Here is a 25,934-nt window from a genome sequence, read left to right as displayed (position 1 = left end):
CTGCTCCGGTGAGAGCCGCGTTGTGACCGCCACTGTCTGAGTCGGTCGAAGCAGCGCTTCCCGACGTTGCGCTTGCGGTGGACCGCCTTGTCGAAGGCCGGGGTCGCCCGCCGGCGCTGCCCTCGGCGGCCCGGCGGGCGACCTGGTGCAAGCGCTCAGGGATGACGTGCCGGATCCCGTCACGGGGTGGCGTCGCTGACTGTCGATAGGCCTCGGGAGCCCCTGCCACGGCCGGTGACCGGTCTGCTCGCCGCGTTCCGCCCGCCTCCCCCGGCCGTGGTGTTTCGCGCCGGCGAGCCCTGGGCACCTTCCGCAGGTCAACATGCTGGAAACGGGAGGTTCGCATGCGCCGGTGGCTTCGGGAGCACGCACTGTCGGTCGCCATGCTCGGCGCGTTCGTGATCTTCTGGTTGTTGCAGAGCGTGTTCGGCTGGCAGGTACACAACGAGGAGTTGAGCCAGTACGGCCAGGACGCCCTGTCGTACCTGGCGTACCTGCACAGCGGGCACTTCGCGGAGGCGACGTTCGAGAACTGGGAGTCGGAGTTCCTCCAGATGGGCGGGTACGTGCTGCTGACCGCGTACCTGGTGCAGAAGGGCTCCTCGGAGTCCAAGCCGGTGGACCAGGGCGACCGGCCCGAGGACCGGGCCGAGAACGCGACCCCGGAGTCGCCGCGCCCGGTGCACGTCGGCGGCCTCGCGTTGACGGTCTACCGCAACAGCCTCTCCATCGCCCTACTGATGATCTTCGCGGGGGCGTTCCTCGGGCACCTGTTCGGTGGCGTGGCGGAATACAACGAGGAGCAGATGCTGCAGAGCGGGGCGGCACCGATCAGCGCCTGGCAGTTCCTGGGCACCAGCGACTTCTGGTTCCAGTCGATGCAGAACTGGCAGAGCGAGTTCCTCGCCGTTGCCGCGCTCATCCTGCTGAGCATCCTCCTGCGTCAGCACGGTTCACCGGAGTCCAAGCCGGTGACCGCGTCGCACGCGACCACGGGCGCCTGAGGAGCCGGCGGCTCGTCAGCGGAACTGCATCCGGTTGACCGCGTCGAAGAGTCGGGCGCCGAAGAGGCGGCGGGTGTGCACCATCGCCCAGGCCGCGGGGGTGACCAGGTAGCGGCTGCGTGGACCACGGGCGGTGGCGGCCCGTTCGATCGTGCGGGCCGCCGCCTCCGGCGTGGCGGTGAGCAGGCCGTTGCCGTACGACTTCGCCATGGCGGCGTTCACGCTGGCGACCATGCCCACGTACGGGCCGGACGCCTGACCGCCCGCGGTGAGGGACGCGGCGGCGACGGCCTCGAAGCCGGTGCGGATGAGGCCCGGTTCGACGACGACCACCTTGATGCCGAAGGGCCGTACCTCCTGGCGCAGCGCGTCGGAGATCGCCCCGACCGCGTACTTGCTGGCGTGGTAGTAGCCTCCGGCGGGGAACACGATCCGGCCGCCCATGGAGCTGATGTTGACGATGCGGCCCCGACCGGCCCGACGCATGCCGGGCAGGACCAGCTGCGTCAGCCGGCTCAGCCCGAAGACGTTCGTCTCGAACTGCGCGCGGACCCGGTCCATCGGGGCCTGCTCGATCGGGCCGCCAATCCCATCAGGGGCGACGTCCGGGGCGCGACGACGAGCGAACCAGCGCGCGGCGCAATGGCGGCAGACGCCAGTCCCGGCGACCGAAACGCATCTTGACGGGATTTGCCGGAGGGGTATGGAATTCCCATGCGCCCGCTTCGTTCAGCGGCAACTCCGCATTCGGATCACTATTTACCAGAGTCAATCGATAAAATCAACCTTCAGTAGTTTGGTTACATTTCCCTTCATCTGCCTACTTGAACTTCAAGCGATAACAATCCATGGCTTCGGTGCAGTAATTTCGTCCTCCCGATCCACTATCCGAGAGGTAGGGAAGATGTCCTCGAGACTGCTACGCGGCCTGACGGCTGTCGCGGTGATGTCCGCGGCGGCGCTCACCGCCGCGGGCACCGTCGGGGCGGCCTCCGCCGCCCCGGCCAGCTCGACCAGCGCTGTCATCAGCAGCCCCGCCCAGCTCAGCCCCGAGGTGACCCGCACGGTCACCGGCACCGGCGCCGACGCCCGGCAGGACGCCCTGACGGCGTACTGGACCCCGGAGCGCATGAAGGCGGCCAAGCCGGACACCGAGATCCCCGCGGTGAAGGCGGCGCTCGCCAAGCGCGACCGCGCCTCCGACTCCACGAAGAGCGCCACCAAGCCGCAGGGGCCGTCCGGCAGCGTGGCGCCGGCCGCGCCCGCGGTCGAGCCGAAGGCGAGCACGTCCACGGTCGACTCCTCCGACGTGGGGACGCAGGCCTACTACCCGAACTACCCGGTCGGCCACCCGACGGCCCGCACCGCCGGCAAGGTCTTCTTCACCCTCAACGGCGGTAACTACGTCTGCTCGGGGACCATCGTGAACACCGAGGGCCGGTCCTCGGTGTGGACCGCGGCGCACTGCCTGACCGGCGGTGGGGTGTTCGCGAGCAACTGGGTCTTCGTCCCGAACTACTACAACGGCGTTGCCCCCTACGGCCGGTGGCCCGCCATCCAGCTCTGGTCCACCACGGCCTTCTTCTACAACAACAACGACTTCGCCAACGACGTCGGGTCGGCCGTGATCGGCCGCGTCAACGGCTGGCGGATCTGCGACTACCTGGGCGGCCAGGGCATCGCCTGGAACTTCGCGATCGGTCAGTACGTGTACGCCTTCGGCTACCCGCAGGCGTCGCCGTTCAACGGCCAGCTGCTTACCGCGGAGAACGGCCCCACCTACAACGGCGGTGGCGGCACCATCTTCATGGTCAACTACATGACCGGTGGCTCCTCCGGCGGCGGCTGGCTGATGCAGTTCGACGGCAACTGGGGCTACCTGAACGGCCACAACGACTTCAAGTACAACGCCCTCCCGCAGTACATGTACTCGCCGTACTACGGCAACCAGGTGGCGAACCTGTACAACACCATCCGTAACATCTCCGCCTGACGATCATGAAATGGCGCCGGGTCCGGCCTCGGACCCGGCGCCGTTCCATGCCGGGGGTCGGGCGGCCGCGCGCACCAGCCAGGATCCAGTGGTGTTCTTCGATCTCCTGCTGCCATGGGGTGCCGGTAACGGCCGCCCCGCTCCGTCGAAGGGAGTGCCCCGTGACCCGCCACCCCCACCGCGTCCGCCGTCCCCTCAGCCTCGTCCTGCTCCTCGCCGCGGTCACCGCCCTGGCCGCGCCCGGACCCGCCACCGCCGCGCCCCTCCCCTACCAGGACCCCACGCAGCCCGTCGCCACCCGGGTCGCCGACCTGCTGTCCCGGATGACGCTGGACGAGAAGATCGGCCAGATGGCCCAGGCCGAGCGGGGCTCGGTGACGAACGCCGACCTGACGACCTACCGGCTCGGCTCCATCCTGTCCGGTGGCGGCTCGGCTCCCTCGCCCAACACCGCCACCGGCTGGGCCGACATTTACGACGGCTTCCAGCGCGCCGCCCTCGCGACGCCGCTGGCCATCCCGATGGTCTACGGCGTCGACGCCGTGCACGGGCACAACAACGTGGTCGGAGCGACCATCTTCCCGCACAACATCGGGCTCGGCGCGACCCTCGACCCGGCCCTGGTGCAGCAGGTCGGGCAGGCGGTCGCCGAGGAGATCTCCGGCACGGGCGTCGACTGGAACTTCGCCCCCTGCCTCTGCGTGGCCCGCAACGACCGGTGGGGCCGCACGTACGAGTCGTTCGGCGAGACGCCGGACATCCCCTCCGACATGACCACGCTGATCACCGGGCTGCAGGGCACCAGCCTCGGCGGCCCGACCTCGGTCCTCGCCACCGCCAAGCACTACCTCGGCGACGGCGGGACGACCGGCGGCGACGACCAGGGCGACACCGCGCTGACCGAGGCGGAGCTGCGCGCCATCCACCTGCCACCGTTCCAGGCGGCGGTGCAGCGCGGCGTCGGCTCGGTGATGATCTCCTACAGCAGCTGGAACGGCGTCAAGCTGCACGGCCACCAGTACCTGATCAGCACGGTACTCAAGGGCGAGCTCGGGTTCGGCGGCTTCGTCGTCTCCGACTGGAACGGCATCGACCAGATCGACGGCTCCGCCGGGTTCACCGCCGCCGAGGTCACCGCCGCGATCAACGCCGGCATCGACATGGTGATGGTCCCGACCGCCTGGAAGACCTTCATCAGCACCCTGCGGGCCGAGGTGCAGAACGGGCACGTGCCGCTGAGCCGGATCGACGACGCCAACCGGCGCATCCTCACGAAGAAGTTCGAGCTGGGGCTCTTCGAGCGGCCGTTCACCGATCGCGGCTGGACCCCGACCGTCGGCAGCGCCGCCCACCGGGCGCTGGCCCGGCAGGCCGTCCGCCAGTCGCAGGTGCTGCTGAAGAACGCGGGCAACGTGCTGCCGCTGGCCCGGGACAACAACAAGATCTTCGTGGCCGGCAAGAACGCCGACAACATCGGCAACCAGAGCGGCGGCTGGACCATCTCCTGGCAGGGCTCGTCGGGCAACATCACCCCGGGAACCGCGATCCTGCAGGGCATCCGGGCCGCCGCCGGTCCGGGCACGACGGTCACCTACAACGCCCGGGGCACCGGCATCGACGGCAGCTACCGGGCCGCGATCGCCGTGGTCGGCGAGACACCGTACGCGGAGGGGCAGGGCGACCGGACCGGCAGCATGAGCCTGGACAGGGAGGACCTGCGGACGATCTCGACCCTGCGCAACAGCGGAGTGCCCGTGATCGTGGTGCTGGTGTCGGGCCGCCCGCTCGACGTCGCCGCCGAGTTGCCCAACTGGAACGCGCTGCTCGCCGCGTGGTTGCCCGGCACCGAGGGCGCCGGCGTGGCCGACGTGCTCTTCGGCGCCGCGCCGACCGGCAAGCTGCCGATGACCTGGATGAACTCGGTCAGCCAGCAGCCCATAAACGCGGGCGACGGGCAGGTGCCGCTCTTTCCGCAGGGCTTCGGCCTGACGTATTGAAAGCGGGCCGTCGAGGACGGCTGGTTCGGTGAGGGTGGCGCTTGTGTTCGGGGTTGACGGGCCGCCGGTCGCGGCCCGTCAACCCCGAAGGTGCCTGGTTACTTGGTGCCACCGGCCCGGAACGCCACCCAGGCGTCGCTCATCCGGTCCGCCTGACCCGCGGTGAACATGTTCATGCAGGAGTCCTGCGTGTAGTCCATGAAGTTGTGGATCGGGTCCAGCCCGGGTGCGGTGCAGGTGTCCGCGCCCGTCGGGCAGTTGAACTGTGGCACCGCCTCGCGCGGGGTGTCCGCGACGTAGTCGCCGGAGGCGGAGCAGCCGTGCGCGAAGGTGTGCTCCAGCATCAGCCAGTGCCCGACCTCGTGCGTCAGCGTGTCACCCAGGGCGTACTTGCCCGCCGTCCCGCCCGGCATCGACTCGTCGAGCATCACCACGCCGTCGATGTGGTCCCGGCCGTTGTTGTAACCCTTCGGGAAGTACGCCCAGCCGAGGAGCCCGCCGCCGATGTTGGCCGCGTAGACGTTGAGGGTGCGGGAGTCGCCGGTGTACAGCGCCTGCTTCATGTCCCGCTCGTTCTTGCCCGGCACGACCGTGTACCAGTCGCTGTTCACCGTCCACGTCGTGTCGACCAGCGAGAACCGGAACGGCGTGTCGGAGGCGTCCGCCGCCGTGCGGCCCGCGAACGAGTCGTTGAGCACCGTCAGCTGCGCCGCGATCAGGGTGTTCCACCTGTCCTTCTCGGCCGCGCCGAGAGGGTGGTCGGAGATCATGTGGAAGACCGTGGGCACGGTGACGCTGCCGTTGGGCAGGCGCGGCGAATCCTTGATCACGCCGTAGGCGTTCGCCTCGTTCTTGGAATACAGCTCCGGCTCCTGTGCGGTGGCGCCCTCGCTCACCCGCGCCGCGCTGTGCCCCTCGGCTCCGGGTTCACAGACGACGACACCCGGGGAGGCGGTCACGGGCGCCGCCGTGGCGACCGCCCCGGAGGCGCCACCGGCCGCCAGGAACGTGGCGGCGGTAGCGGTCAGGGCCGCCAGTTGAAATGATGATCTTCTGCGCATCCGTGCACCTTTCACGCATGGGATTGGGGGCCATGGAGCGGGATGGACGAGGCCCGTCGCGGAAGTCGCTCACATGGTCGTCCGTATGAGAACACGCCATTGACATTTGCAACAGGCCCCAAGGGACGCCTCGACGACCGGCCGTCGCCCGTGCCCGTTCCCGGATCGCCGAGATGGAAAGGCCACACCGGCCCCGGCTTCCCTAGGATCGCCTGATGTTCCGGCCGACGTACCCGATCCGCACCGCGCGGCTGACCCTGCGCCCGGTCACCCTGGACGACCTCGACGACGTGTACGCGTACCAGCGCCGAGCCGACGTCGTCCGCTGGATGCTCGACGCCGAGCCGCGTACCCGCGAGCAGTCGCGGGCGTCGGTGCTCGCCATGGCGGGCGAGGACGCGCTGCGCGCAGAGGGCGACTGCCTGGTGCGGTAGCCGTGGACCGCCTCGCGTACCTCGGCGAGCGCGGACACCGCCAGCCGTTGCACCTCGCGGGCCTCCCGGCCGGCCCGTTCGGCGTCCACCGGTGCCAGCCTCGCGGCCAGCTCCGCCTTCAGCGCGATCACCGACAGGCTGTGGCCGAGCAGGTCGTGCACGTCCTGCGCGAAGCGCAGCCGCTCCTCGGTGGCGCTCAGCCGGGCCTGCGCGGCCCGGCCCTGCTGGGCCTGCACGAGCAGGTCCCAGAACCACACCTGCAACCAGTTCACCGCGGCGACGCCCAGCCCGATGCCGGCGGTGACGACGACGTAGTGGGCGACCGAGCCGCGGGTGCACCAGGCCACCGCGGCCGACACCACGGTGGCCGCCAGCATCGCCGCGCCGGCCGCCCAGCGGCGCAGCAGCAGCGGCACGGCGCCGACGATCGAGGCGCCGAGCCACGCCCAGGTGGACCAGTCGTCGCTGCCGGCCGGGCCGACCAACGGCACCGACCCGACCGACGCGATCCCGAAGCCGGGCGGCAGGCGGCGCCGGGCCGGTTCGGTCAGCCACGGCGTGACCACCGTGTACAGAGCGGCCCCGTGGGCGGCACCGAACAGGAGGACACCGACCGCGCCGAGCACGAACCAGCGGCTGTCGGACTCGCCGAACACCCCGATCCCGGGCATGAACATGCTGGTCAGCACGCTCATGGCCAGGTAGGCGAGGGTGGCCAGCCGGGGCAGGCGCAGCCGCGAATCGGGGCCGGGAACGTCGGGAGCGGTCGCCACCCGCCCGATGGTATGCGCGGTCGTCTCTGCCTGGCCGGCTCGCCGACGTGCCGGGATCCGCGGGCGGCGGAAGTGCACGTCCGGATCAATGTCCGCCGCAATGTCCGGGCTCTGCGGTTTCTCCTGCCGCCCACAGAAGGGATTACGGATGTTGCCAAGAATGACCCGGTGGTTGGTCGACGGTTGCAGGAGACCCGAACTGCCACCCACCGCTCACCCGAAGACGGGAGCCGGACAACACTGTCGGGCCACTCCAGGGTGTTCTGTCAGCCGGCGCTCGGCGTCGGCTACCCCAGGTCGTTTCTAGCATGGCGAGGGCTGCTGTTCAGCTTGGAGCGGCGGTAGCCGTACAGGGCGTAGATGACTGTGCCGAGGAGGAACCAAGCGGCGAAGCGGAGCCAGGTCACGGGGTTGAGGAAGGCGATCAGGCAGATCGAGAAGAGCGCCCCGAGCGCCGGGACCACCGGCATCCCGGGCAGCCGGAACGTTCGCGGCGCGTCCGGACGGCGGTAGCGCAGCACGATCACCGCGATGCAGACCACCACGAACGCCAGCAGGATGCCGATGTTGGTCAGCTCGGCGGCCCGCCGGATCGGCAGGAAGCCAGCGAGCAGCGCGGAGCCGGTCCCGACGATCCAGGTGATCCGGGTCGGGACTCGGCGGACTGGGTGAAGGTTGGCGAACCAGGCCGGTAGCAGGCCGTCGCGGCTCATTGAGAGCCAGACCCGGCTGACCCCGAGCATGTAGGTGAACATCACCGTCAGGATCCCGATGATCGCCCCGACCGCGACGACGCTGGCCAGCCCGGACAGCCCCACCGCGGCGAACGCCGAGGAGAAGCCGCTCTCCGGGTCGATGTCCCGGTAGTTCTGCATGCCGGTGAGGACCAGCGTGGCCAGCACGTACAGCACCATCGAGATGACCAGCGACCAGATGATCGCCTGTGGTACGTGCCGACGTGCCTCCCGGGACTCCTCCGCGGCGGTGCTCAACGCGTCGTACCCGAAGACGGCGAAGAAGACCGTGGCGGCGCCGGTGATCGTGCCGCCGACCCCGTACGGGAAGAACGGCGAGTAGTTCCCGGCCTTCACGTAGAAGAAGCCGACCACGATCACCAGCAGCACCACGCCGACCTTCAGCCCGACCACGATGGCCTCGATCCGCGCCGCCGTCTTGATCCCGCGGTTCAACAGGTACGCGATCAGCAGGCAGAGCAGCACCGCGAACAGGTCGACCACGTGTCCGTCGCCGGTGCCCGGTGCCCCCAGCATCCAGGCCGGCAGGTTGACGCCCAGCTTCCCGACGAGGAAGCTGAGGTAGCCGGAGATGCCGATGGCTACCACGGCCACGATCGCGGTGTACTCCAGCAGCAGATCCCAACCGATGAACCAGCCGACCAGCTCACCGAGCACCGCGTAGCCGTAGGTGTAGGCCGAGCCGGCCTTCGGGATCATGCCGGCGAACTCGGCGTACGACAGTGCCGCCGCCGCGCTGGCCAGGCCCGCGATCAGGAACGACACCAGGACGGCCGGGCCGGCGGTCTGGTTGGCGACCGCCCCGGCCAGGGCGAAGATGCCGGCGCCGATGATGCCGCCGATCCCGATCGCGGTGAGCTGCCACAGCCCGAGCGAGCGGGACAGCCCCTCCTCGGTCTCCTCGGTGAGTTCCTCGACCGGCTTGCGCCGGAAGATCGGCGGCAGACCTTCACTTGCTGCTCCCTTTTGGTGCATGCCGCTCTCCTCTCCCGCGTTGAAGCCGGACGACCTACCACGTTGGCCGTTGACGCCCCAACTCAGCAACGAGAGGAGCTGCATTCGGATGCGGCGTGTTGCCCCTGCCCGCCGACACGCGACGCATGCGATGCGTAGAACACTTCTAGCCATGCGGGCAACGTTCTATCCATGCGATTGCCCTCCGGGCTCATAGTCCTTTGGAGCCGGGAGGGAAGGAGCGAGCAAATAAGCTGCACGGGTGTCTTCCGGATTTCCTGGCGCCCTATCCCATCTCAAGCGCGGTGGGCCATCAATCGGTGCTGCATGCGGTGCTCGACACCCGCATGTGCTCCTGCTCGTCTTGGTCGCTTGACTCCCTTCTCCGCAACGGCACACAGTTGAGGCCGTAGACCCCTGTCCCCGTGAGCCTCTCCTTAGCCGGCACCGCGACCCAGTGCGTCAATCCGCCCCCATCGTCCTCTGATACCATGGATCTCAAGGCGATCGACTCCGGCGGGTAGAACTGGCGCGAATGTCAGGCGAGCGTCGCGGGGCTCCATTCCGAGCATCGTTCGGAGCAGGAGTAAGGGTGCGCCCGTGGACCAGGCTTGTGGGCTGCAGGCCGTGGGATACTCCACGGGGTAGTTGGTAAGCGAGCGGTCGTATCCGGCGAAGGCCTCCGGGAGGCGTCCATCAAAGTATTTTGCTGCCGTAAACATGCCTTCGGCGATCGCTGCGGCCTCGGCGTCGAAGCAGTACCGGCGCAGCCCCCATGCGATTATTGAGTTATCGAACGGCCATACGGTTCCAACGTGGTATCCGATGGGATTGTAGCGAGCCTCTCCCTCGGCCAACGTTCGTACGCCCCAGCCGTTGAACAGGCGTTTTCCCATTAGATGCTGAACGAGTTGCGGAGCCTTCTCCTCATCGACGATGCCGCTCCACAATAAGTGGCCGATATTCGATGACAGGACGCTCAGTTGGCGTCCGTCGGGATCCATGGCAAGAGCGAAGTAGCCGCCGTCTTCAACCCACCACTCGCGATTGAATCTTTCCCGCAGGTCGCTCGCCTCGCGCTCAAGCTTCTCGGCATATGCCGGATCGTTCCAGAATCGTCGGGCAAGCCGTGCGCCGCGAATTTTGGCGTCATACGCATAGCCTTGGGCCTCGCAGGTGGCACGTGGGTAGCCTGGAATCCTGCCATCGCCGTACGAGAGGGAATCCCAGGAATCCTTCCAGCACTGGTTCTCAAGGCCCGTCACCGTATTCCTTCGCTCGTACCAAAGGTACCCGTTGCCCACGAGGTCGGCGTAGTCGTCCATCCAGCTCAGGGCGGCTCTCACTTCCATTTCCAGCTCTTTGACCAGCGCTTCATCCCCAGTCCAGAGTTCGTATTCATCAAGGAGAATTACGAACAGGGGGGTTGCGTCCACGGATCCATAGTATGGACCGTGCGGCTGTTCCTCGAAGGCCGCCGTCTCGCCGTATCGCACCTCATGCATGATTTTTCCTGGCTCCTCCTCTCTGAAATCCCTGATATGCACTCCCTGATCCAGACCTAGATATCGAAGAGTACTCTGTGACAATTCGGGCACGAAAGGCAGAGACTGAAGAGATGTAAAGATGCTGTCGCGGCCGAAGATCGTCATGAACCAAGGCAGGCCCGCGGCAGGAACTGTGCGTCCGGCGAGAGCGAGAGGGGGGAAACGTAGCGCCGCGAGATCAACCATGCTTCGCAGGTATGTCTCGGAGATGTCGAGCGATAAACATTCCACCTTGGGTGCCTCGTCCAACCAGTCCCTCAGGTCATCCTTCAGGGCCATGCGAACCACGCCATGCGGCGCGTTGATCGCCTCTCTAAAGTCTCTGATATCTGAACCACCCAGGTAGCTGTTGACTTGAATCTCCGTAGTCCAACTTCCACCAGGTGCAATTCTCGGCGAGTATTCCAGGCCATGCTCGTCGATGCGGGGGTTGCTACTTGCCAATATATCGGTCTCGCGCCTGAAGTTCTCGCGGCGGAAGACCAGCCTAAGGCGCTCGCGTTCTGCCGACACCTCGATCGTGCCTGGTCGTTCTCTTGGCGTCCCTCCCTTGACGTCGAAGATGTCGGCGAAGTCCCCCGCCACGTCAAGGCGAATCCTCGGGTTGATCGCCTCCTCTCCATGATTGAGGACGACAATCTTCTCAGTCATGCGGGACGCTTCGGTTGATCCCGCCTGCGTGGCGGCCTTGCTGCCGCCTAGCGATCTTTCCCGAATTACCGAAACTTTTGAGTCGGTGTATTGTGTCGCCAGGCCGGGGATGAGGAAAAAACGAACCTGCCAATACTGGAGCTCGTCTCGAGAAAGGGGGGCCAGCGGGGTGCCGTCGATGGTCAGTACCCACCTGGAAAGAAATCGTGTATCCAGGGAGAAGAGGCCGAGCACGGCATTACCATCTTCTCGGATGTCGCCGCTGCCATCGGATACAGCGAAGGTGCGTCCATCGAGGAGCCTCACCCCGTCGGACACTGCCGTTTCCTTTCTTGCCACTTCCGCGGGCCAAGTGCGTCTGGCGGCCCTGGGAAAATCACAATGGAGAGACGGTCGATGAGGAGGTAATCGCCTTTGGTGACGAGGTCGCCCCGCAAAAAGGCCGCGAACCATTCTCCCCGGTTGATGAGTTGGGCAAAGACGCTCTCGGTTGCGGCTAGAACCGCGTTAGGACTGGGGCCCTCGGCCGTGACAGCTACGTCTCCCGCGTTGACTGTCACGAAACAGCTCTCCCGCTCAGCGCCGTTGATGATATCAAAACGGACGACTCCGCTAATTCGCCTGAGTCGCGGGTCATGCCCGCGGTTGCCCAGATCGCTGAAGAACTGCTCAATCTGTTTCTGCATGCGGATTCCTAACCTCCCTCCATAGGACCTGGCTGCGTCGCCGTCACGGATGCCCGGATGGGAAGTACGTAAACCCTGTACGACCCTTCGGGTGGCACCTGCACGACCACCAGCGTGTACAGGCGCCGCAGCAGGATCGTGTCGAGGTGGAAGAGGCCGATCGCTACAGTCGTCGCGTCACCCGTCGGGCGGGGCGGGCGGTCGCGGCTCGGTGGTCCAGGTCGCCGCCGTGGCAGCGGCCAACTGGCCCAACGCGATCCGGTCCGGCTGACCGGTCTTGGCGATCAGGCTCGCCACATGCTTCTCCACGGTGCGGGAGGACAGGTGCAGGCGGTGGGCGATCTCCCGGTTGCTCAGCCGGTCGACCAGCAGCCGCAGCACCTCGTACTCGCGCAGGGTCACACCGGCCGACCGCAGCGAGGGGGGAATCTCCTCGACCCCGGCCCGGCGTTGCAGGGGCCGGGCCCCCGCGCGGCGCAGCAGGGCCCGGCAGGCCGCCACCACCGCCGGGGCGTCGGCGGCGTGGAAGTACTCCTCGGCGGTGCGCAGCCACTCCACCGGCCGGCCCCAGCCGTCGGTCAGGGCCGCCTCGCTGACCAGGCGAAGGCCCAGGTGCCGGGCCGTCGGGTACGGGGCGGAGGCATGCAGAGCCTCCGCCACGGCGGCGACCGCGTCCGCCGGGCGGCCGGCGCGGCCGGCCAGGACGGCACGGGTGAAGAGGATGAACTGCCGGTTCCAGCGGAACCGGGCGGCCGGGGCCGCCGCGAGGGCGGAACACTCGGCCGGGTCGAGGTCCCCCGCCAGCGCCCGGAGCAGCGCGTGCACGCCGTACCGGCCGGCGAGCCGACCCCACGTGGGCTCGTCGGCGGCGGCGCGGCACGCCCGCCAGGACTCGGCCAGCGCGCGGGACCGGTTCTCCTGCAGCAACGCGCAGAACACTCCGGCCAGTCCGTGGACCACGGGCAGATACCGCCGCTGGTCGCCGCCGTGCCGGCAGAACTCGGCCAGCGCGTCGTTCATCCTGCGCTGCCTGCCCTGGTGTGCCGCGAGCACGGCGGGCAGCAGCAGCGCGTACCGGGTGGCATGCGGCCGCGTCAGCCGGGAGGCGGCGGCGCGGGCCCGCTCGGTGAGCATGGCGGCGGCGGCGAAGTCGGCGCGCAGGACGGCGTGCAGGGCGCGCGCCGCCTCGGCGTGCTGGCGGGCGGCCACGGCACCGACCTGGGCGGCGGCGCGCTCGGCCTGCTCCAGGCGGTCCAGGTCTCCGTCGCGCAGCGCGTCGTCCTCACCGCGGCGCACCAGGGCGAGGATCTCCCAGCTCGGCAGGTTGTGCCGTACCGCCGTCGTCCAGGCCCGGTCGAGGCTGGCGGTCGCCTCGTCGGGGTCGCGGGATCCGGTCAGCACGCTCAGCAGGAGCGCGGCCCGGCAGGCGACGATCGGCAGCGGTACCGCCCGGGCCGCCGCCTCGGCGCGGCGAACCGTCGCCTCGGCGGCACGCAGCTGTTCCGGCCCTTTCGCCTGCCAGGTCAGGCAGGCGGCGACGACGTCCACCGGAGCGCTGTCGGCCGCGGCGGGACGGGCGGGGAGCAGGGCGCGGGCCACGTCGACGTGGGCCAGGCCGTCGGCGGGTCGGCCGGCGGCGGCCGCCGCCCAGGCCAGGCTGGTGTGCAGCCGGACGCGGTGGGGCCGGTCGAGGGCGTCGGCCAGATCGTCGGCGGCGGCGGCGTGATCGAGGGCCCGGTCGGGGAGGCCGGCCTCGGTCAGCGCGACGATCAGGTCGTCCAGGACCTCGGCGCGGGTCGCGCTGTCTGCGTCGGTGGCGAGCAGGTCGGTGGCCCGGGCCAGCAGCGCCACCGCCGACTCGGCGGCGCCCTGGACGACGGCACGTCGACCGGCCTCGGCGAACAGCTGGCCCGCGGTTTCTCGGTCGCCGGCGTCGAGTCGCAGGCCCGCCGCGGTCTGGCACCAGGGCCCGGGCAGTCCCGGGTGGACGTCCGCGACCGCCTCGGCGGCCCGGCGGGCCAGCCGGCTCCGGTCGGCCGGGGAGAGCAGGGTACGGACGCCGGTCACGAGCAGCGGGTGCGGGAAGGCGTACGAGTCGGCCGCCGGCCCGTCCGGGACGATCAGTCGGGCGAGGGGTTCGCTGCGCAGGTCGTCGACGAGTTCCTGGTCGTGCCGGCCGGTGGCCCGCCGCAGCAGGGCCAGCGGGACGCGCGGTCCCAGCACGGCGGCCAGCGACAGCAGTTCCCGTCGACCCGGGTCCAGGAGGCCGACCTGACGGGCCAGGCTCCGGACGAGGACCGCCTCGGTGCCGTGGTGCCCGCCGGTCGGCCGCCCGCCGGTGCCGGTGCCGGTGCCGGTGCCGGTGCCGACGACCATGCCGTCGAGCAGCTCCCCGGCGAGCGCGGGATTGCCGCCGCTGGCCGCCCAGAGCAGGTCGAGCGTGGCTTCCGGGATGTCGGCGGGGCGCGTGTTTAGCCGCGCCGCGGCCAGCCGGCGCAGGTCGTCCCGGTCCAGCCGGTGCAGTTCGATCAGCCGGCACGCGCCGCGGCGGGCGGCGGCACGGGCCAGGTCGAGTGCCGGGCCCGGATCGGCCCGGAGGGTGCCGAGGAGCGTGATCGCCTGCCGGTCGAGGTGATCGACGAGGTAGTCGACCACGGCCAGGGTCTCCGCGTCGGCGTCGTGCAGGTCCTCGAGGATGAGCAGGCAACCGCGGCCCTCCGCCGCCAGCCCGGCGAGTCGGAGCACCCCTTCGGCCAGGATGAGCAGGTCGTGGCCGGGTGACCAGTGGGTGTCCCGGCTCTGGCGCGCACCGGCCTGGTCGGCGGGCCCGCCGGGGTCCGGCGCGGCGGCCGGCGCCCAGTCCGGTACCAGCCGGGCCAGCACCCGCCGGTACGGCCCCACCGCGGCGAGGTCGACCGGCGCGGGATCGTGGCGCAGGGAGAGCAGCGCCTCGGTCAACGCGCGCAGCGGGATCGTCGGACCGATCGCGCCGGCCCGGCCGCGGAGCAGTCGCATGCCGGCGGCCGACGCCAGCCCGCCGGCCGAGGCGGCCAGCCGGGATCTGCCGATGCCGCCCTCCCCGGTCAGGAAGAGCGCCTGACCGTGGCCCTCGCGGGCGGCCACCGTGGCCAGCTCGATGGCGCGCAGTTCGTCGTCCCTGCCCACCAAGTCGCAAGCCCGCACCGGCATACATTCATTGATATCAACTATTTGAGGGATCACCCATCGACGATCGGCGCAGCGGGGGCCGGCAATCGGCCACCCTGTCCGATCGACCGGCGGCCACTCACCTGACCTTTCAGTCATCAGCGGCGCACGCTGGGTGGTCACTACCCAGATAGTCCGCGCCTCGATCGCCGGCCGGAGCGCCGCTGACCGGGGATCGGTCGGTCCCGACGGGACGCCGAGGCCGGCGGAGAGGTTGTCCCGGCCGGCCACGGCCCCGACCCGGCCGAAATATGGGTACCCGGCCGCACTGCCACCGTCGACCGCGTGCGGTGAAGCTCCTAGGCATGTTGACCGCCGCCCCCCAGCGACGATCGGACCCCTCATGACGCTGCTGCGCCCCGACGAACTCGACGAGGACGAACTGACGTACCGGATCTTCCGGGTCACCCGGGACCGGTCACCGTGGCGGATCGAGGACGTGCTGCGCGAAGGGCGGTTCAGCGACGACCCGGTGCGGGCCGAACGCGCCTGGCGGGTGGCCTCCCGTGGCTACTACGCCGAGCAGGCGGGACTGGTGGCGGCGGCGACCCTCGCCGTGGAGACGGAGGACGCCCCGCTGCGGTTCAGTCTCGCGCTGGCCACCGCCGACGAGGCCCGCCACGCCGACGCCTTCTACCAGTACGCCAAGGCGGTCGGCGGGGAGCCGGAGCAGTGCCGCGAGGTGCTGCAACCGCTCGACGACGGCCTGGCCAGCCTGCCCTACATGGGCCGGGCCCTGGTGCACACCCTGCTGGAGGGTCTGGCCGCCGACGAGTTCATCCTGCTCAGCCAGGTCTTCGCCGGTGACCCGCTGGGGCGGCTGTACCACCACGTCCGGCGCGACGAGATCCGGCACATCGCGATCGGCCTGAACTTCCTGGCCCGCGCCACCCGCACGCCCGAGGGCCGGGACGCCTGGGCGGCGCACGCCCAGGAATGGCACGACATCGGCATCGGACTGACCGGCCTGGAAGAGGTGGGCGTGGCGCTGGCCGCCCACACGAACCGCGACCCCGCGGACGTCCAGGCGTGGTTCCTCCGGCGGCACCGGGCGAGGCTCACCGCCGCCGGGATCGAGATCGACATCCAGGAGGGGAGGTGATCCCGATGAAGATCACTGTCGTCAAGGTCAAGGCGCCGACGCACGGTGTCTGCAAGTACCTGGTGCCGCTCAACCGGCCCAAGACCGAGTCGGAGAAGTGACGGTGCGGGACCCGGGAGCGATCCCGGGTCCCCACTGCAGGAAGGGACGACGACGTGTCCGTTTGCCTCGTCACCATGCCGTGGCAGTCGCTGGAGTCACCGTCGCTGCCGATCGGTCTGCTGCGCGCCGCGGTGACCCGCGCCGGTCTGGAAACGCCGGCCACCTACCACGCGAACCTGCGCTGGGCCGAGTTCCTGATGGCCCGTACCGGCGAGGAGATCGGTCCGCGCGAGTACACGGCCGTCGCCGAGGAGGGCCTCTTCGACGGGCTGGGCGACTGGGTCTTCACCGGCGTCCTGCACGACGACCCCAGCTTCGGCGTGCAGACGCTGCGCGAGTACGCCCGGCAGCGGGAGCAGGACATCGACACCGTCGAGCGGATGCGGGAACACGCCGAGGACTTCGTGGACCTCGTGACCGACGAGGTGCTGGCGCTGCGCCCGACCGTGGTGGGTTTCAGCACCACCTTCATGCAGAACGTCCCGAGCCTCGCGGTGGCCAAGCGGATCAAGGCACGTGAACCCGGTGTCCGGATCGTCGTCGGCGGCGGCAACTGCGACGGACCGATGGGTGTCGCGCTGCACCGCAACTACCCCTACGTCGACTTCGTCGTCCGCGGCGAGGGGGAGGTCGCCTTCCCGAAGCTGCTCGCCGTCCTGGTCGAGGACCCCTCCCCCACCGCCCTGGCCACCGTGCCGGGCCTGTGCTGGCGGGACGAGGACGGCACCGCCCGGCAGAACCCGCAGCCGCCCCCGCTGCCGATGACGCAGGTGCCCCGGCCCGACTTCGACGACTGGTTCGCCCAGCTGGAGGCGTCCGCGGTCAACGCGCACATCGAGCCGAAGCTGGTGATGGAGACCGCCCGGGGCTGCTGGTGGGGCGAGAAGCACCACTGCACCTTCTGCGGGCTCAACGGCACCCTGATGACGTTCCGCGCCAAGTCGCCGGAGACCGTGCTCGCCGAGCTCGAGGAGTTGACCGGGCGGCACCGCACGCTCGACGTCATCATGGTCGACAACATCATCGACAACAGCTTCCCCACCACGGTGCTGCCCCGCATCGCCGAGCTCGGCTGGGACCTGCGGCTGCACTACGAGGTGAAGTCCAACCTGAAGCCCGCCGAGATCGAGTCCTTCCGCGCCGCCCGGGTCAGCCACGTACAGCCCGGCATCGAGAGCCTCGTCTCCCCCGTACTGAAGATCATGGACAAGGGCGTGTCCGGCGTCCGCAACGTCCGCACGCTGCGCGACTGCGAGTCGGCCGGCCTCACCGTCACCTGGAACTGGCTGTACGGCTTCCCCGAGGAGCGGATGGCGGACTACCTGCCGGTGATGCGCCAGCTGCCGGCCCTGATGCACCTGCAACCGCCCGGCGGGGCGGCCCGGATCCTGCTGGAACGGTTCAGCCCGTACTTCGAGAACCCGGCGCTGGGCTTCCCGCAGCGGTGGACGGCGCAGGCGTACCGGCACGTCTATGCCCTGCCCGAGGCCGACCTGCGGGACATGGTCTACCTGTTCGACACGGACCCGGCCGGCATCTCCGACAAGCAGGCGGTGGAGCTGCGCGAGCTGCTCGACGCGTGGAGCGCCGGCTACCCGGACAGCACGCTGGTCCGCGTCGACGAGCCGGACGCGATCGTCGTCGAGGACCGCCGCGTGGGCTGGCCGGCCACCGACCACCGGATCACCGACCCGCTGCACCGCGCGGCGTACCTGGCCGTGGAGCCGGGACGGTCGCTGCCGGCCCTGCGCCGGGAGCTGGCCGGCGCCGGCTTCGCCGTCCCCGAGGCGGAGCTGCTGGCCGTCCTCGCCGGGTTCGTCGAGCGGGGCCTGGCCTTCGTCGAGAACGGACAGTGGATCGCCCTGGCCACCTCCACCATCCCGATCAAGGTGGGCTGACATGCCGAGTGCACAACAGACCCTGCCGGGCCCGGCGCAGGCCGTCGCCGTACGGCCGGACGGCCTGCCGGTCATCACGCCGGAGCTGACCTACCGGACCGTCGACGTCGACACCGTCCTGACCTTCGGGCGGTCCCCGGCCGAGGACCTGGAGCTGCTGCGCTACCTGCGCGACGTCACCAGTCACGCGGTACGGCTGCGGTGGCGGCTGGCCGGGGCGCCGACCTTCCCGCCGCACACCCACGTCCACCTGGTGGCGCCCTCCGGCGGGGTGGACGCCGACGCGGCCGCGTACGCCATGCGGTGGACCGCCGGGTACCGGTACGGCAGCTTCTTCTACCGGCGCGGACCGGGCTTCGTCATGATCAAGGACGTCCGCCCGGAGAGCGAGGACGCCCGGCTCACCATCGACGAGGGCGCCGAGCACTTCCTCGCGATGGCGCGGGCGCGGACCGTGGACGACCTCGGCCCGGCCGCCCGCGAGCTCGTCGACACCGTCGCCGAGGCCGGCCTGCTGCTGCGGGCCGAGGACCGGCTGCTGGTCCTGCCCTACCGGATCCGGCACTGGCCCGTCCCGTACCTGTCCGTCTGACGGCCGGTACCCGGCATCCTCCCACCCGGCCCACGCCCCGACCGGCACGCAGAAGGAGAACCTCCGTGAGTCTGCTGGACCAGGTCCACGACTACCCGTTCCTGAACTACCGAGAACTGGCCCTGGACCCGCGGCTGGACGAGGCGCGGCGCACCGGAACCCTGACCCGGATCCGGCTGCCGTACGCCGGCGAGGCGTGGCTGGCCACCCGGTACGCCGACGTCCGGAAGGTGCTGACCGACCCGCGGTTCAGCCGGGCCGCGGCGATGGGCCCGGACGTGCCCCGCCAGATGCCGGACCCGCCGTTCGTCAGCACCATCATGGACGTCGACCGCCCCGAGCACGGCCGGCTGCGCCGGCTCGTGGCCGTCGCGTTCACCGAACGCCGCATCGACGACCTCCGGCCCTACGTACGCCAGGTCGCGCACCGGCTCATCGACGACCTGCTCCGGCAGGAGCCGCCGGTCGACCTGATCCGGGCGCTGGCCCTGCCGCTGCCGATGACCGTGTTCTGCCGGACGCTGGGCGTACCGCTGGAGGACCAGGCCGAGTTCCGCCGGTGGACCGAGTCGCTGGTGGCGCTGCGCAGGATCACGGCCGAGGAGTTCCGGGAGGTCGTCGAGTCGCTGGAGGCGTACCTGCGCGACCTGATCCGGCAGCGGCGCGAGCAGCCGACGGAGGACCTGCTCAGCGCCCTGGTCCACGCCCGGGACGAGGGCAGCCGCCTCACCGAGCAGGAGCTGGTCTCCTTCGGGGTGACGCTGCTGGCCGCCGGGTTCGAGACCACCGCCGGCCACATCGCCAACTCGACCTATCTGCTGCTGACCCGGCCGGGCCAGTGGTCCCAGCTGCGGGCCGACCCCTCCGGGCTGGAGCACACGGTCGAGGAGCTGCTGCGGTTCGTGCCGCTCAACGGCGGCACGGGGCTGGCCCGGGTCGCCGTCGAGGACGTCGAGTTCGACGGGGTGACCGTCCGGGCCGGGGAGGCGGTCTTCGTCTCCACCATCTCCGGCAACCGTGACGATGAGGTCTTCCCGGCGGCCGACAGCTTCCGGCCGGACCGGGCCGATCCGGCCCCGCACCTGGCCTTCGGCTGGGGGCCGCACCGGTGCCTCGGGGCCCGACTGGCCACCATGGAGCTGCACGAGGCGCTGGCGGCGCTGCGCGACCGGATACCGACCCTCCGCCTCGCCGTCCCCGCGGGTAACGTGAGCTGGAAGACCGGCACCATCCTGCGTGGGCCTCGCGAGTTGCCGGTTGCCTGGTGACGGGGCCCGGCACCGCGGGAGGTCGGGTGCGGCGTCCATCGGCCCTGCTCGGCCGCTCGGCGATCCGGCCGCTGGTCCTGTCCCAGCTGGTCAGCCTGACCGGTACGCACGTCACCGCGCTGGCCCTGCCGACGCTGGCCGTGCTGCTGCTGGACGCGGGGCCGCTCGCCGCGTCGCTGCTGTTCGCGCTGCAGTACGGGGCCCGCGGGCTGACCGCCCCGCTGGTCGGCGTGCTCGTCGACGGCCTCCGGTCGCCGCGCCGGCTGCTGGTGGCCAACGACCTGACCCACGCCCTCGTGGTGGCCTCCGTGCCCGCCATGTACCTGCTCGACGTGCTGTCCCTGCCCGTGCTCGTGCTGGTCGCGGCGGCCTCCGGCGTCCTCGCCGGGGTCACCGACATCTCCGTCAACGCGGTGCTGCCCCGGCTGGTGCCGGCCGCGCACCTCGTCGGCGCGAACGCCTCCCTCACCGGCGCCCGGGCCGCCGGCCAGATCCTCGGGCCGGCCCTCGGCGGCCTGCTGATCCAGCTGCTCGGCGCGGCGTCGGCCGTCGCCGTCGACGCGGTGAGCTACCTGTTCTCCGCCGCGATCCTCGGCCGGCTGCGCGGCGCCGAACGCCCCGAACGGGCGCCCGCGTCGGCGGCGCGGATCCGTGGCCTTCGGCGCTCGGTACGCGACTTCCGGACCTCGATCGGCGAGGGCCTGGCCACGTTCCGGGAGGTCCCGCTGCTGCCCCGGCTGGCGCTGGCCGCCGCGGCGCTGAACGTCGGCGGCGCCGGCCTCGGCGCCCTCTACACCGTCTACGCCTACCGGGAGCTGGGGTTGCACCCGGTGCAGGTGGGCGTCCTGTGGGGGGTGAACAGCGCGGCGGCGATGACGGCGGTGGGCACCGCGCGCCGGGTGATCCGCCGCGTCGGCCTGCACCGGTCGATCGGCGTGTTCGCCCCGGTCGCCGCCGGGTCGCTGCTGCTCATCCCGGCCGCCTCGCTGGCCGCCCCGATGCCGCTGTTCGTCGTGTACGAACTGCTCTTCGGCTACTGCGCGACGGTGTGGACGATCGCGTCGGCATCCCTGCAACAGCGGCTGGTACCGGCCGAACGGATGGGCCGGGTCGTCGCGTTCAGCCGGACCGTGTCCGTCCTGGCCGTGCCGATCGGGGCCGTCGTCGGTGGTGTCGCCGCCGGGATCTGGCCGCTGCCGCTGGCCCTGGCCGGGTTCGCCGTCGTCGCCCTCGCCGGCACCACCGTCGTGGCGGTGGGGATCTCCCGGCGCCGCGATCCCGTCCCGGACACCGGGCGCAGCGCTCCCGCCGCGGGCTCCGGGCGCGGCGGCCCGGAGCCGGCGGCGGCAGAGCCGGCCGCGGAACGGGTCACGCAGGCCTGAGCCGCCCGGCCCGGCCGCCGTCGCCGCCCGAACGGGCGGGCAGGAGCCCCAGTGCCGCCGCCACCACGTCGTCGACGGTGGGCAGGAGCGGGGCCAGCAGCACCGGGCTCGCCGGCGCCGGCACGGCCGCGCCGAACACGAACGCCAGGCGGTCCGGCTCGACGGCGCCGGCCTGCACCAGGTGCATCCCCAGGTCGCACATCAGGGAGGACCGACGGGGCTCCTCGTCCACCAGGACCACCGGCCCCGCCGCCGCCACCAGTTCGGCGGCGCCGTCCCGGTCCAGGGGCGCGGCGGTACGCAGGTCCACGACCTGGCAGCGCAGGCCGTGGTCGGCCAGGCGGCGGGCGGACCGCAGGCACAGGGCCACGGTGTTCCCGATGCCCACCAGGGTCAGGTCCCGGCCGGCGAGCGCCCGACCGGCGACGCCGAACGGCAGCGGCGCCGGCGTGGGCTCCGGTTCGGGCAGCTGTTGCCAGTCGGGCGTGTAGAGCCGGGGCGACTCGAGCACCACCACCGGGTCGGGGTGGGTGAGGGCGGTGGCGAGCAGCCCGGCGGCGGAGTTCGGCGAACCCGGCACGGCCACCACCAGACCGGGAATCTGGCTGAGCAGGGAGTGGGCGCTGTGCTCGTGCTGCGCGCCGAGGTGCTCGTCGCCGCGGGTGAGCCCCCGGATCACCAGGGGCACCTGGTACTGCCCGTCGGACATGTAGCGCCACTTGGTGGCCTGGTTGACCAGCGGGTCGAAGGCGGTGAAGAGGAACGCCACCCGCGCGATGCTGACCAGCACCCGCCGGCCGACGAGCGCCATTCCGACGGCCATGCCGACCATGGCGTTCTCGGCGATCGGCAGCCGCACCATCCGGTCGGCGCCGAAGAGTTCGATCAGGTCGTCCTGCTGGTAGGTGCAGAACATGTGCAGGTCGGGCTGTTCGGTGAGCGCCGCGCGGACGGTCGTACCGACCGGGTGCCGGCTCACCGCGCCACCGCCGCTACGGCGGGGACGGCGGCGGGCAGCGGCGCGGCCGTCACGTTCGTCGCCGCGGTCGCGACGTCCGGCGGCGGGGCGGCCAGCGCGGCGGCGAACACCTCGTCGACCTCCCGCTCGATCTCGGCCCGCGCCTCGGCCAGCCACGGGTCGGGGACGTCCGCCGCCGCCGCGGCGATGTCGAGCGGGTCGCGCGCCAGCCAGTACGCGACCTCCTCCGCCGGGCGGTACTCCGGCGGCCGGGCGCCACCGACCTGCGCGTGGTAGTGCCGCAGGTACGTCCTCGCCACCAGGACCTGCGGGCGGCGCTCCCGCCGGCACCGGGTCAGCAGCGTCTCCGCCGCCCGGTGGACGGCCGCCACGTCGTTGCCGTCGACCTCGACGTGGTCCAGCCCGAGGCCGTCGACGAGCTGCGCCGGTGTCCGGTGCCGCACCAGCTCGCTCCGGGTCTGGTCCTGCCAGCCGTTGTCCTCGCAGACCAGCAGCAGGGGCAGCCCCAGGGTCGCGGAGATGGTGAGGGTCTCGTAGCTGACCCCGGCGCCGAGGGCTCCGTCGCCGCAGAAGACGACCGTGGCCCGGCCGGTTCCGCGTTCCGCCATGGCCACCCCGGCCGCGACGGAGAGCTGGCTGCCGACGATGGAGCTGGCGCCGAGGAAGCGCCGTTCGCGGTCGGCGAGGTGCATGGAGCCGCCCTTGCCGCCGCAGACGCCGCCCTCGCGGCCCAGGACCTCCCGCACGATCCCGTCGAGCGGCAGGCCGGCCGCCACCGCGTGCCCGTGGCAGCGGTAGAAGCTGACCACCCACTCGTCCGGGCGCCGGGCGGCCAGCACGCCGGCCGCGATCGCCTCCTGACCGGTGTACGGGTGGACGAACCCCGCGACGAGGTTCCGGTTGGCGCAGTCGATGATCTTCTCTTCGAGAATCCGGATCCGGAGCATCGTCCGGTATGCCGCTGTCAACTGCACCAGTGATTCCCACCTTCGCCGAACTGCGAGGAACGCCCGTTCCGTGTCGGAAGTTTCATGAAGGGTGTCGACGGTAGACGTAGTCTTGATCGATTCAGCGAAGACTGTCAATAGGCCGCCCGGCTCTCGCCGGCCGGGCGATCAGGGACAGCGCGGGACCCGCCCGCCTCGATACGCTCGGGGCCGTGCAGCCGATACACGTGACGGTGTGGGACGATCGGGAAGCGCGTGACGAGCAGGTCGTCCTGATCCACGGCACCATGACCTGGTGCCTCGCGTCGTTCGCACACCAGCGGCCACTCGGGGAGCACCGCCGGATCCTCGTCGTCGACCGGAGGGGATTCGGCGCCAGCCCCGACGTCGAACGAAGCGACTACGACGTCGACGCCGACGACATCGTCGAACTGATGGACAGGCCGAGCCACCTGGTCGGGCACTCGTACGGCGGAGTGGTCGCCATGCTGGCCGCCATCCGCCGCCCGGAACGGGTCAGGTCACCGGATCACCGCCAGGATGCCCCGCCCTTCAGGGCGGGGAGGAATGGCGGACGTGCCGTCAGCCGTTACTGTCCTTTCTGGTATGACTGGTTTTGTGCGGACGGCGTACAGGTGTCGGGTGTACCCGACCCCGGAGCAGGCGGTGGTGCTGAACCGCACGTTCGGCTGCGTCAGGGTGGTATGGAACCGCACTCTCGCCGCCCGTCACGGTATCCGCGCTATAAGTCCCGCCACGGCCGCCAGTCCGCCTCCTACACCCGGTCGGCCTTCCGAATGCGTAACGGCAATCTGACGTTGGGAAAAACACCCGGTGTGCTGCGGTTTGTGTGGTCGTGGCCCGACGTCGACCCGGCCGGGTTGGATCCGACGATGGTGACGGTGTCGCGTGACCCGGACGGCCGCTGGTTCGTCACCTTCGCCGTCGACATCGCCACACCCACCCCACCCGAACCGCCGGGCGAGGTGGTGGGCGTCGACCTCGGCCTGACCGACTTTGCGGTGCTGTCCACCGGCGAACGCATCTCCCACCCCCGGCACATGGAGCGCCGCGAACGCCGACTCAAGCGGTACCAGCGGATGATGGCCCGAAAACAGAAGGGCTCCGCCAACCGCGCCAAAGCCAGACGGAAAGTGGCGCGCGCGCATTCGCGAGTGCGTGACGCCCGCCGGGACTTCCTCCACCAGCAGTCCACGACCCTGGTACGCCGGTTCGCCGCCATCGCCGTAGAGGACCTGGCCGTGGCGAACATGGTCCGCAACCGGTCCCTCGCCAAGGCGATCTCCCGCACCGGCTGGGCCGAGTTTCGCACCCTGCTCACCTACAAGGCCCACCGCGACGGCCGCACCTTCGCCGTCGTGGACCGCTGGTATCCGTCGTCGAAAACCTGCTCGACGTGCGGGCATCTGCTCGCCACACTCTCCCTCGGCACACGCCACTGGCGGTGTCCGGGGTGCGGCACCCGGCATGACCGGGACGTAAACGCCGCCAAGAACATCGCCGTCGCGGCCGGGCTGGTCGAGACGCAAAACGCCTGCGGAGCGGACGTCAGACACGAAGGAACTCCTTCCGTGCTGTCTGCGGTGAACCAGGAACCCCAACCCGCGAGGGTCGGAATCCCACGCCTTTAGCCTGAATCCGTGGATCGGGTGGCCGGCATGATCTTTGGCCCGAATGAGTTGATCTTGGTGGTTTGAGGGTGCGGCTGTTCTGCTGGCCTCTGGGTCCAGCGTGCTCGGTTCCTGTTCGTCGGGTCAGTCGCGTGGGGTGTGCGTGGTGTGGTGCGGGTGGCAGTGGTGTTGTGGTCAGGTGAACACGGCGTTCCAGAAGGCCAGCCAGGCGCTGGCGCGGGGCCAGTGGGCGGGTAGATGCAGCACGGGGCGGCGTTGAGGGCGGGCGAGCCGGGCTGGGATGTTGATCAGGTGGGTGCGCAGGGTGGCGCCTCGGGCCACCGTGTAGCGGGCGGCGCCGGTCAGCGTGCCGGCGGCGCGGAGCAGGTTGTGGCAGATCGCGGCGAGGATGTTCCAGGCTGCGTTGGCGCCGAACACTCCGGAGGGTTGGTGGGCCCAGGGTCCGTCGATGAGGTCGGACCAGACGGTCTCGCAGATGGCGTGCCGGCGGTGGGTGATGTCGGCGTCGGCCACGGGTTCGGGGTTGTTGGTGAAGAACGGGTGGTAACGCCAGACCGGGAACAGGGGGTCTTGGGCGTTGGCGTCCAGGACGCGGCGCACGATCAGCCGGCCGGTGGTCTCGTGGCGGGTGCCGGCGAACGCGGTGAACGGCACTTCGGCCACGTGGGCGTCGGAGATCAGTTGCCCGGTGTCGGGGTCGATGACCGCGCCGGGGTAGCGCACCGGTTGGCATTTCTTGTCGTCGATGCTGGCGATGGCGGCGTCGACGGCCGGGTTACGGGCGATGGCGAACGAGAACATGGCGCCGGCCTTGACGACCGCGGCCACGATCTTGCCGGCGCAGTACGCCGAGTCGGGCCTGTAGGGAGATCTGTGTAACGGATGTCAATGAAAGTCCGTTATGGCCAGTAGAAGCTGGTCGGCACAGATAGGAACAGGTTGATGGCTAT

General features: G+C 70.5%; 18 protein-coding genes and 5 pseudogenes. 12 read left to right on the top strand and 11 right to left on the bottom strand.

From position 1 onward, the window contains the following. Window positions 1–26: 26 nt before the first annotated feature. A pseudogene (locus ACGFIZ_RS21095) lies at window positions 27–181 on the bottom strand (IS5/IS1182 family transposase); the annotation flags it as partial. A 163-nt stretch (window positions 182–344) separates the two neighbouring features. On the opposite strand from ACGFIZ_RS21095, the gene ACGFIZ_RS21090 reads away from it, so the two are divergent. Beyond that, window positions 345–1,004: a DUF6766 family protein gene (locus ACGFIZ_RS21090; protein WP_393421615.1), complete on the top strand. Its 660-nt coding sequence runs from the start codon at window positions 345–347 to the stop codon at window positions 1,002–1,004. 15 nt (window positions 1,005–1,019) lie between these two features. Here the strand turns inward: ACGFIZ_RS21090 and ACGFIZ_RS21085 are convergent, their stop codons facing one another. Then, window positions 1,020–1,592: an SDR family NAD(P)-dependent oxidoreductase gene (locus ACGFIZ_RS21085; protein WP_393421742.1), complete on the bottom strand. Its 573-nt coding sequence runs from the start codon at window positions 1,590–1,592 to the stop codon at window positions 1,020–1,022. Window positions 1,593–1,908: 316 nt separating this feature from the next. On the opposite strand from ACGFIZ_RS21085, the gene ACGFIZ_RS21080 reads away from it, so the two are divergent. Then, on the top strand, window positions 1,909–2,997 hold the full coding sequence (locus ACGFIZ_RS21080) for a trypsin-like serine peptidase (protein ID WP_393421613.1): 1,089 nt from the start codon (window positions 1,909–1,911) through the stop codon (window positions 2,995–2,997). Window positions 2,998–3,158: 161 nt separating this feature from the next. Next, window positions 3,159–4,994, top strand: coding sequence for a glycoside hydrolase family 3 protein (locus tag ACGFIZ_RS21075; RefSeq protein ID WP_393421611.1), 1,836 nt, complete (start codon window positions 3,159–3,161; stop codon window positions 4,992–4,994). 98 nt (window positions 4,995–5,092) lie between these two features. On the opposite strand, the gene ACGFIZ_RS21070 is transcribed toward ACGFIZ_RS21075, so the two are convergent. Beyond that, a complete protein-coding gene (locus tag ACGFIZ_RS21070) occupies window positions 5,093–6,055 on the bottom strand; it encodes a zinc metalloprotease (protein ID WP_393421609.1) in 963 nt (320 codons plus the stop codon). Between the two features lie 215 nt (window positions 6,056–6,270). Between ACGFIZ_RS21070 and ACGFIZ_RS21065 the strand changes: the two genes are divergently transcribed. Beyond that, a complete protein-coding gene (locus ACGFIZ_RS21065) occupies window positions 6,271–6,489 on the top strand; it encodes a GNAT family N-acetyltransferase (RefSeq protein ID WP_393421740.1) in 219 nt (72 codons plus the stop codon). 44 nt (window positions 6,490–6,533) lie between these two features. Here ACGFIZ_RS21065 and ACGFIZ_RS21060 read toward each other — a convergent pair. From ACGFIZ_RS21060 to ACGFIZ_RS21040, 5 genes and pseudogenes are all read right to left on the bottom strand, one after another. Next, window positions 6,534–6,866, bottom strand: a pseudogene (locus ACGFIZ_RS21060) (histidine kinase); the annotation flags it as partial. Between the two features lie 683 nt (window positions 6,867–7,549). Then, window positions 7,550–8,992 carry an amino acid permease gene (locus ACGFIZ_RS21055; protein WP_393421607.1) on the bottom strand — a complete coding sequence of 481 codons (1,443 nt, stop codon included), beginning with the start codon at window positions 8,990–8,992 and terminating at the stop codon, window positions 7,550–7,552. A gap of 416 nt (window positions 8,993–9,408) precedes the next feature. Next, the gene (locus tag ACGFIZ_RS21050) at window positions 9,409–11,487 is read right to left on the bottom strand and encodes a glycogen debranching N-terminal domain-containing protein (protein ID WP_393421605.1); all 2,079 of its coding nucleotides are present in this window, start codon (window positions 11,485–11,487) and stop codon (window positions 9,409–9,411) included. Continuing rightward, the gene (locus ACGFIZ_RS21045) at window positions 11,472–11,855 is read right to left on the bottom strand and encodes an SCP2 sterol-binding domain-containing protein (RefSeq protein ID WP_393421603.1); all 384 of its coding nucleotides are present in this window, start codon (window positions 11,853–11,855) and stop codon (window positions 11,472–11,474) included. Before ACGFIZ_RS21045 ends, ACGFIZ_RS21050 begins: the two co-directional genes overlap by 16 nt. A 177-nt stretch (window positions 11,856–12,032) precedes the next feature. Next, entirely contained in the window at window positions 12,033–15,044 is a 3,012-nt protein-coding gene (locus ACGFIZ_RS21040) for an ATP-binding protein (RefSeq protein ID WP_393421601.1), read from the bottom strand. 361 nt (window positions 15,045–15,405) lie between these two features. On the opposite strand from ACGFIZ_RS21040, the gene ACGFIZ_RS21035 reads away from it, so the two are divergent. The 5 genes from ACGFIZ_RS21035 to ACGFIZ_RS21015 all read left to right on the top strand — a co-directional run bounded on the left by ACGFIZ_RS21035 (window position 15,406) and on the right by ACGFIZ_RS21015 (window position 21,406). Next, window positions 15,406–16,164, top strand: a complete 759-nt coding sequence (locus ACGFIZ_RS21035) for a ferritin-like domain-containing protein (RefSeq protein ID WP_393421599.1) — start codon at window positions 15,406–15,408, stop codon at window positions 16,162–16,164. Window positions 16,165–16,319: 155 nt separating this feature from the next. After that, a complete protein-coding gene (locus ACGFIZ_RS21030; protein WP_393421597.1) occupies window positions 16,320–18,164 on the top strand; it encodes a RiPP maturation radical SAM C-methyltransferase in 1,845 nt (614 codons plus the stop codon). 1 nt (window position 18,165) lies between these two features. Next, entirely contained in the window at window positions 18,166–18,756 is a 591-nt protein-coding gene (locus tag ACGFIZ_RS21025; RefSeq protein WP_393421595.1) for a DUF5825 family protein, read from the top strand. 65 nt (window positions 18,757–18,821) lie between these two features. Next, complete coding sequence (locus tag ACGFIZ_RS21020) at window positions 18,822–20,024, top strand: cytochrome P450 (protein ID WP_393421593.1); 1,203 nt, start codon at window positions 18,822–18,824, stop codon at window positions 20,022–20,024. A gap of 26 nt (window positions 20,025–20,050) precedes the next feature. Next, window positions 20,051–21,406, top strand: coding sequence for an MFS transporter (locus tag ACGFIZ_RS21015; RefSeq protein ID WP_393421591.1), 1,356 nt, complete (start codon window positions 20,051–20,053; stop codon window positions 21,404–21,406). Here the strand turns inward: ACGFIZ_RS21015 and ACGFIZ_RS21010 are convergent. Together ACGFIZ_RS21010 and ACGFIZ_RS21005 are read right to left on the bottom strand one after the other, a co-directional pair. Beyond that, window positions 21,393–22,385: an alpha-ketoacid dehydrogenase subunit beta gene (locus ACGFIZ_RS21010; RefSeq protein WP_393421589.1), complete on the bottom strand. Its 993-nt coding sequence runs from the start codon at window positions 22,383–22,385 to the stop codon at window positions 21,393–21,395. The genes ACGFIZ_RS21015 and ACGFIZ_RS21010 overlap by 14 nt on opposite strands. Next, window positions 22,382–23,359: a thiamine pyrophosphate-dependent dehydrogenase E1 component subunit alpha gene (locus ACGFIZ_RS21005; RefSeq protein ID WP_393421588.1), complete on the bottom strand. Its 978-nt coding sequence runs from the start codon at window positions 23,357–23,359 to the stop codon at window positions 22,382–22,384. Before ACGFIZ_RS21005 ends, ACGFIZ_RS21010 begins: the two co-directional genes overlap by 4 nt. A 260-nt stretch (window positions 23,360–23,619) precedes the next feature. On the opposite strand from ACGFIZ_RS21005, the pseudogene ACGFIZ_RS21000 reads away from it, so the two are divergent. From ACGFIZ_RS21000 to ACGFIZ_RS20990, 3 genes and pseudogenes are all read left to right on the top strand, one after another. Further along, window positions 23,620–24,048: pseudogene (locus ACGFIZ_RS21000) on the top strand (alpha/beta fold hydrolase); the annotation flags it as partial. After that, a complete protein-coding gene (locus ACGFIZ_RS20995; protein ID WP_393421738.1) occupies window positions 23,975–24,148 on the top strand; it encodes a helix-turn-helix domain-containing protein in 174 nt (57 codons plus the stop codon). The pseudogene ACGFIZ_RS21000 and the gene ACGFIZ_RS20995, both read left to right, overlap by 74 nt. Next, window positions 24,073–24,984: pseudogene (locus tag ACGFIZ_RS20990) on the top strand (RNA-guided endonuclease InsQ/TnpB family protein); the annotation flags it as partial. The gene ACGFIZ_RS20995 and the pseudogene ACGFIZ_RS20990, both read left to right, overlap by 76 nt. Window positions 24,985–25,158: 174 nt before the next feature. Here ACGFIZ_RS20990 and ACGFIZ_RS20985 read toward each other — a convergent pair. Then, window positions 25,159–25,845, bottom strand: a pseudogene (locus ACGFIZ_RS20985) (transposase); the annotation flags it as partial. Window positions 25,846–25,934 lie beyond the last annotated feature (89 nt).

This window comes from Micromonospora sp. NPDC048830 (assembly GCF_043198215.1).
GTDB lineage: Bacteria > Actinomycetota > Actinomycetes > Mycobacteriales > Micromonosporaceae > Micromonospora.
This window is presented reverse-complemented; position numbering and strand designations above follow the sequence as displayed.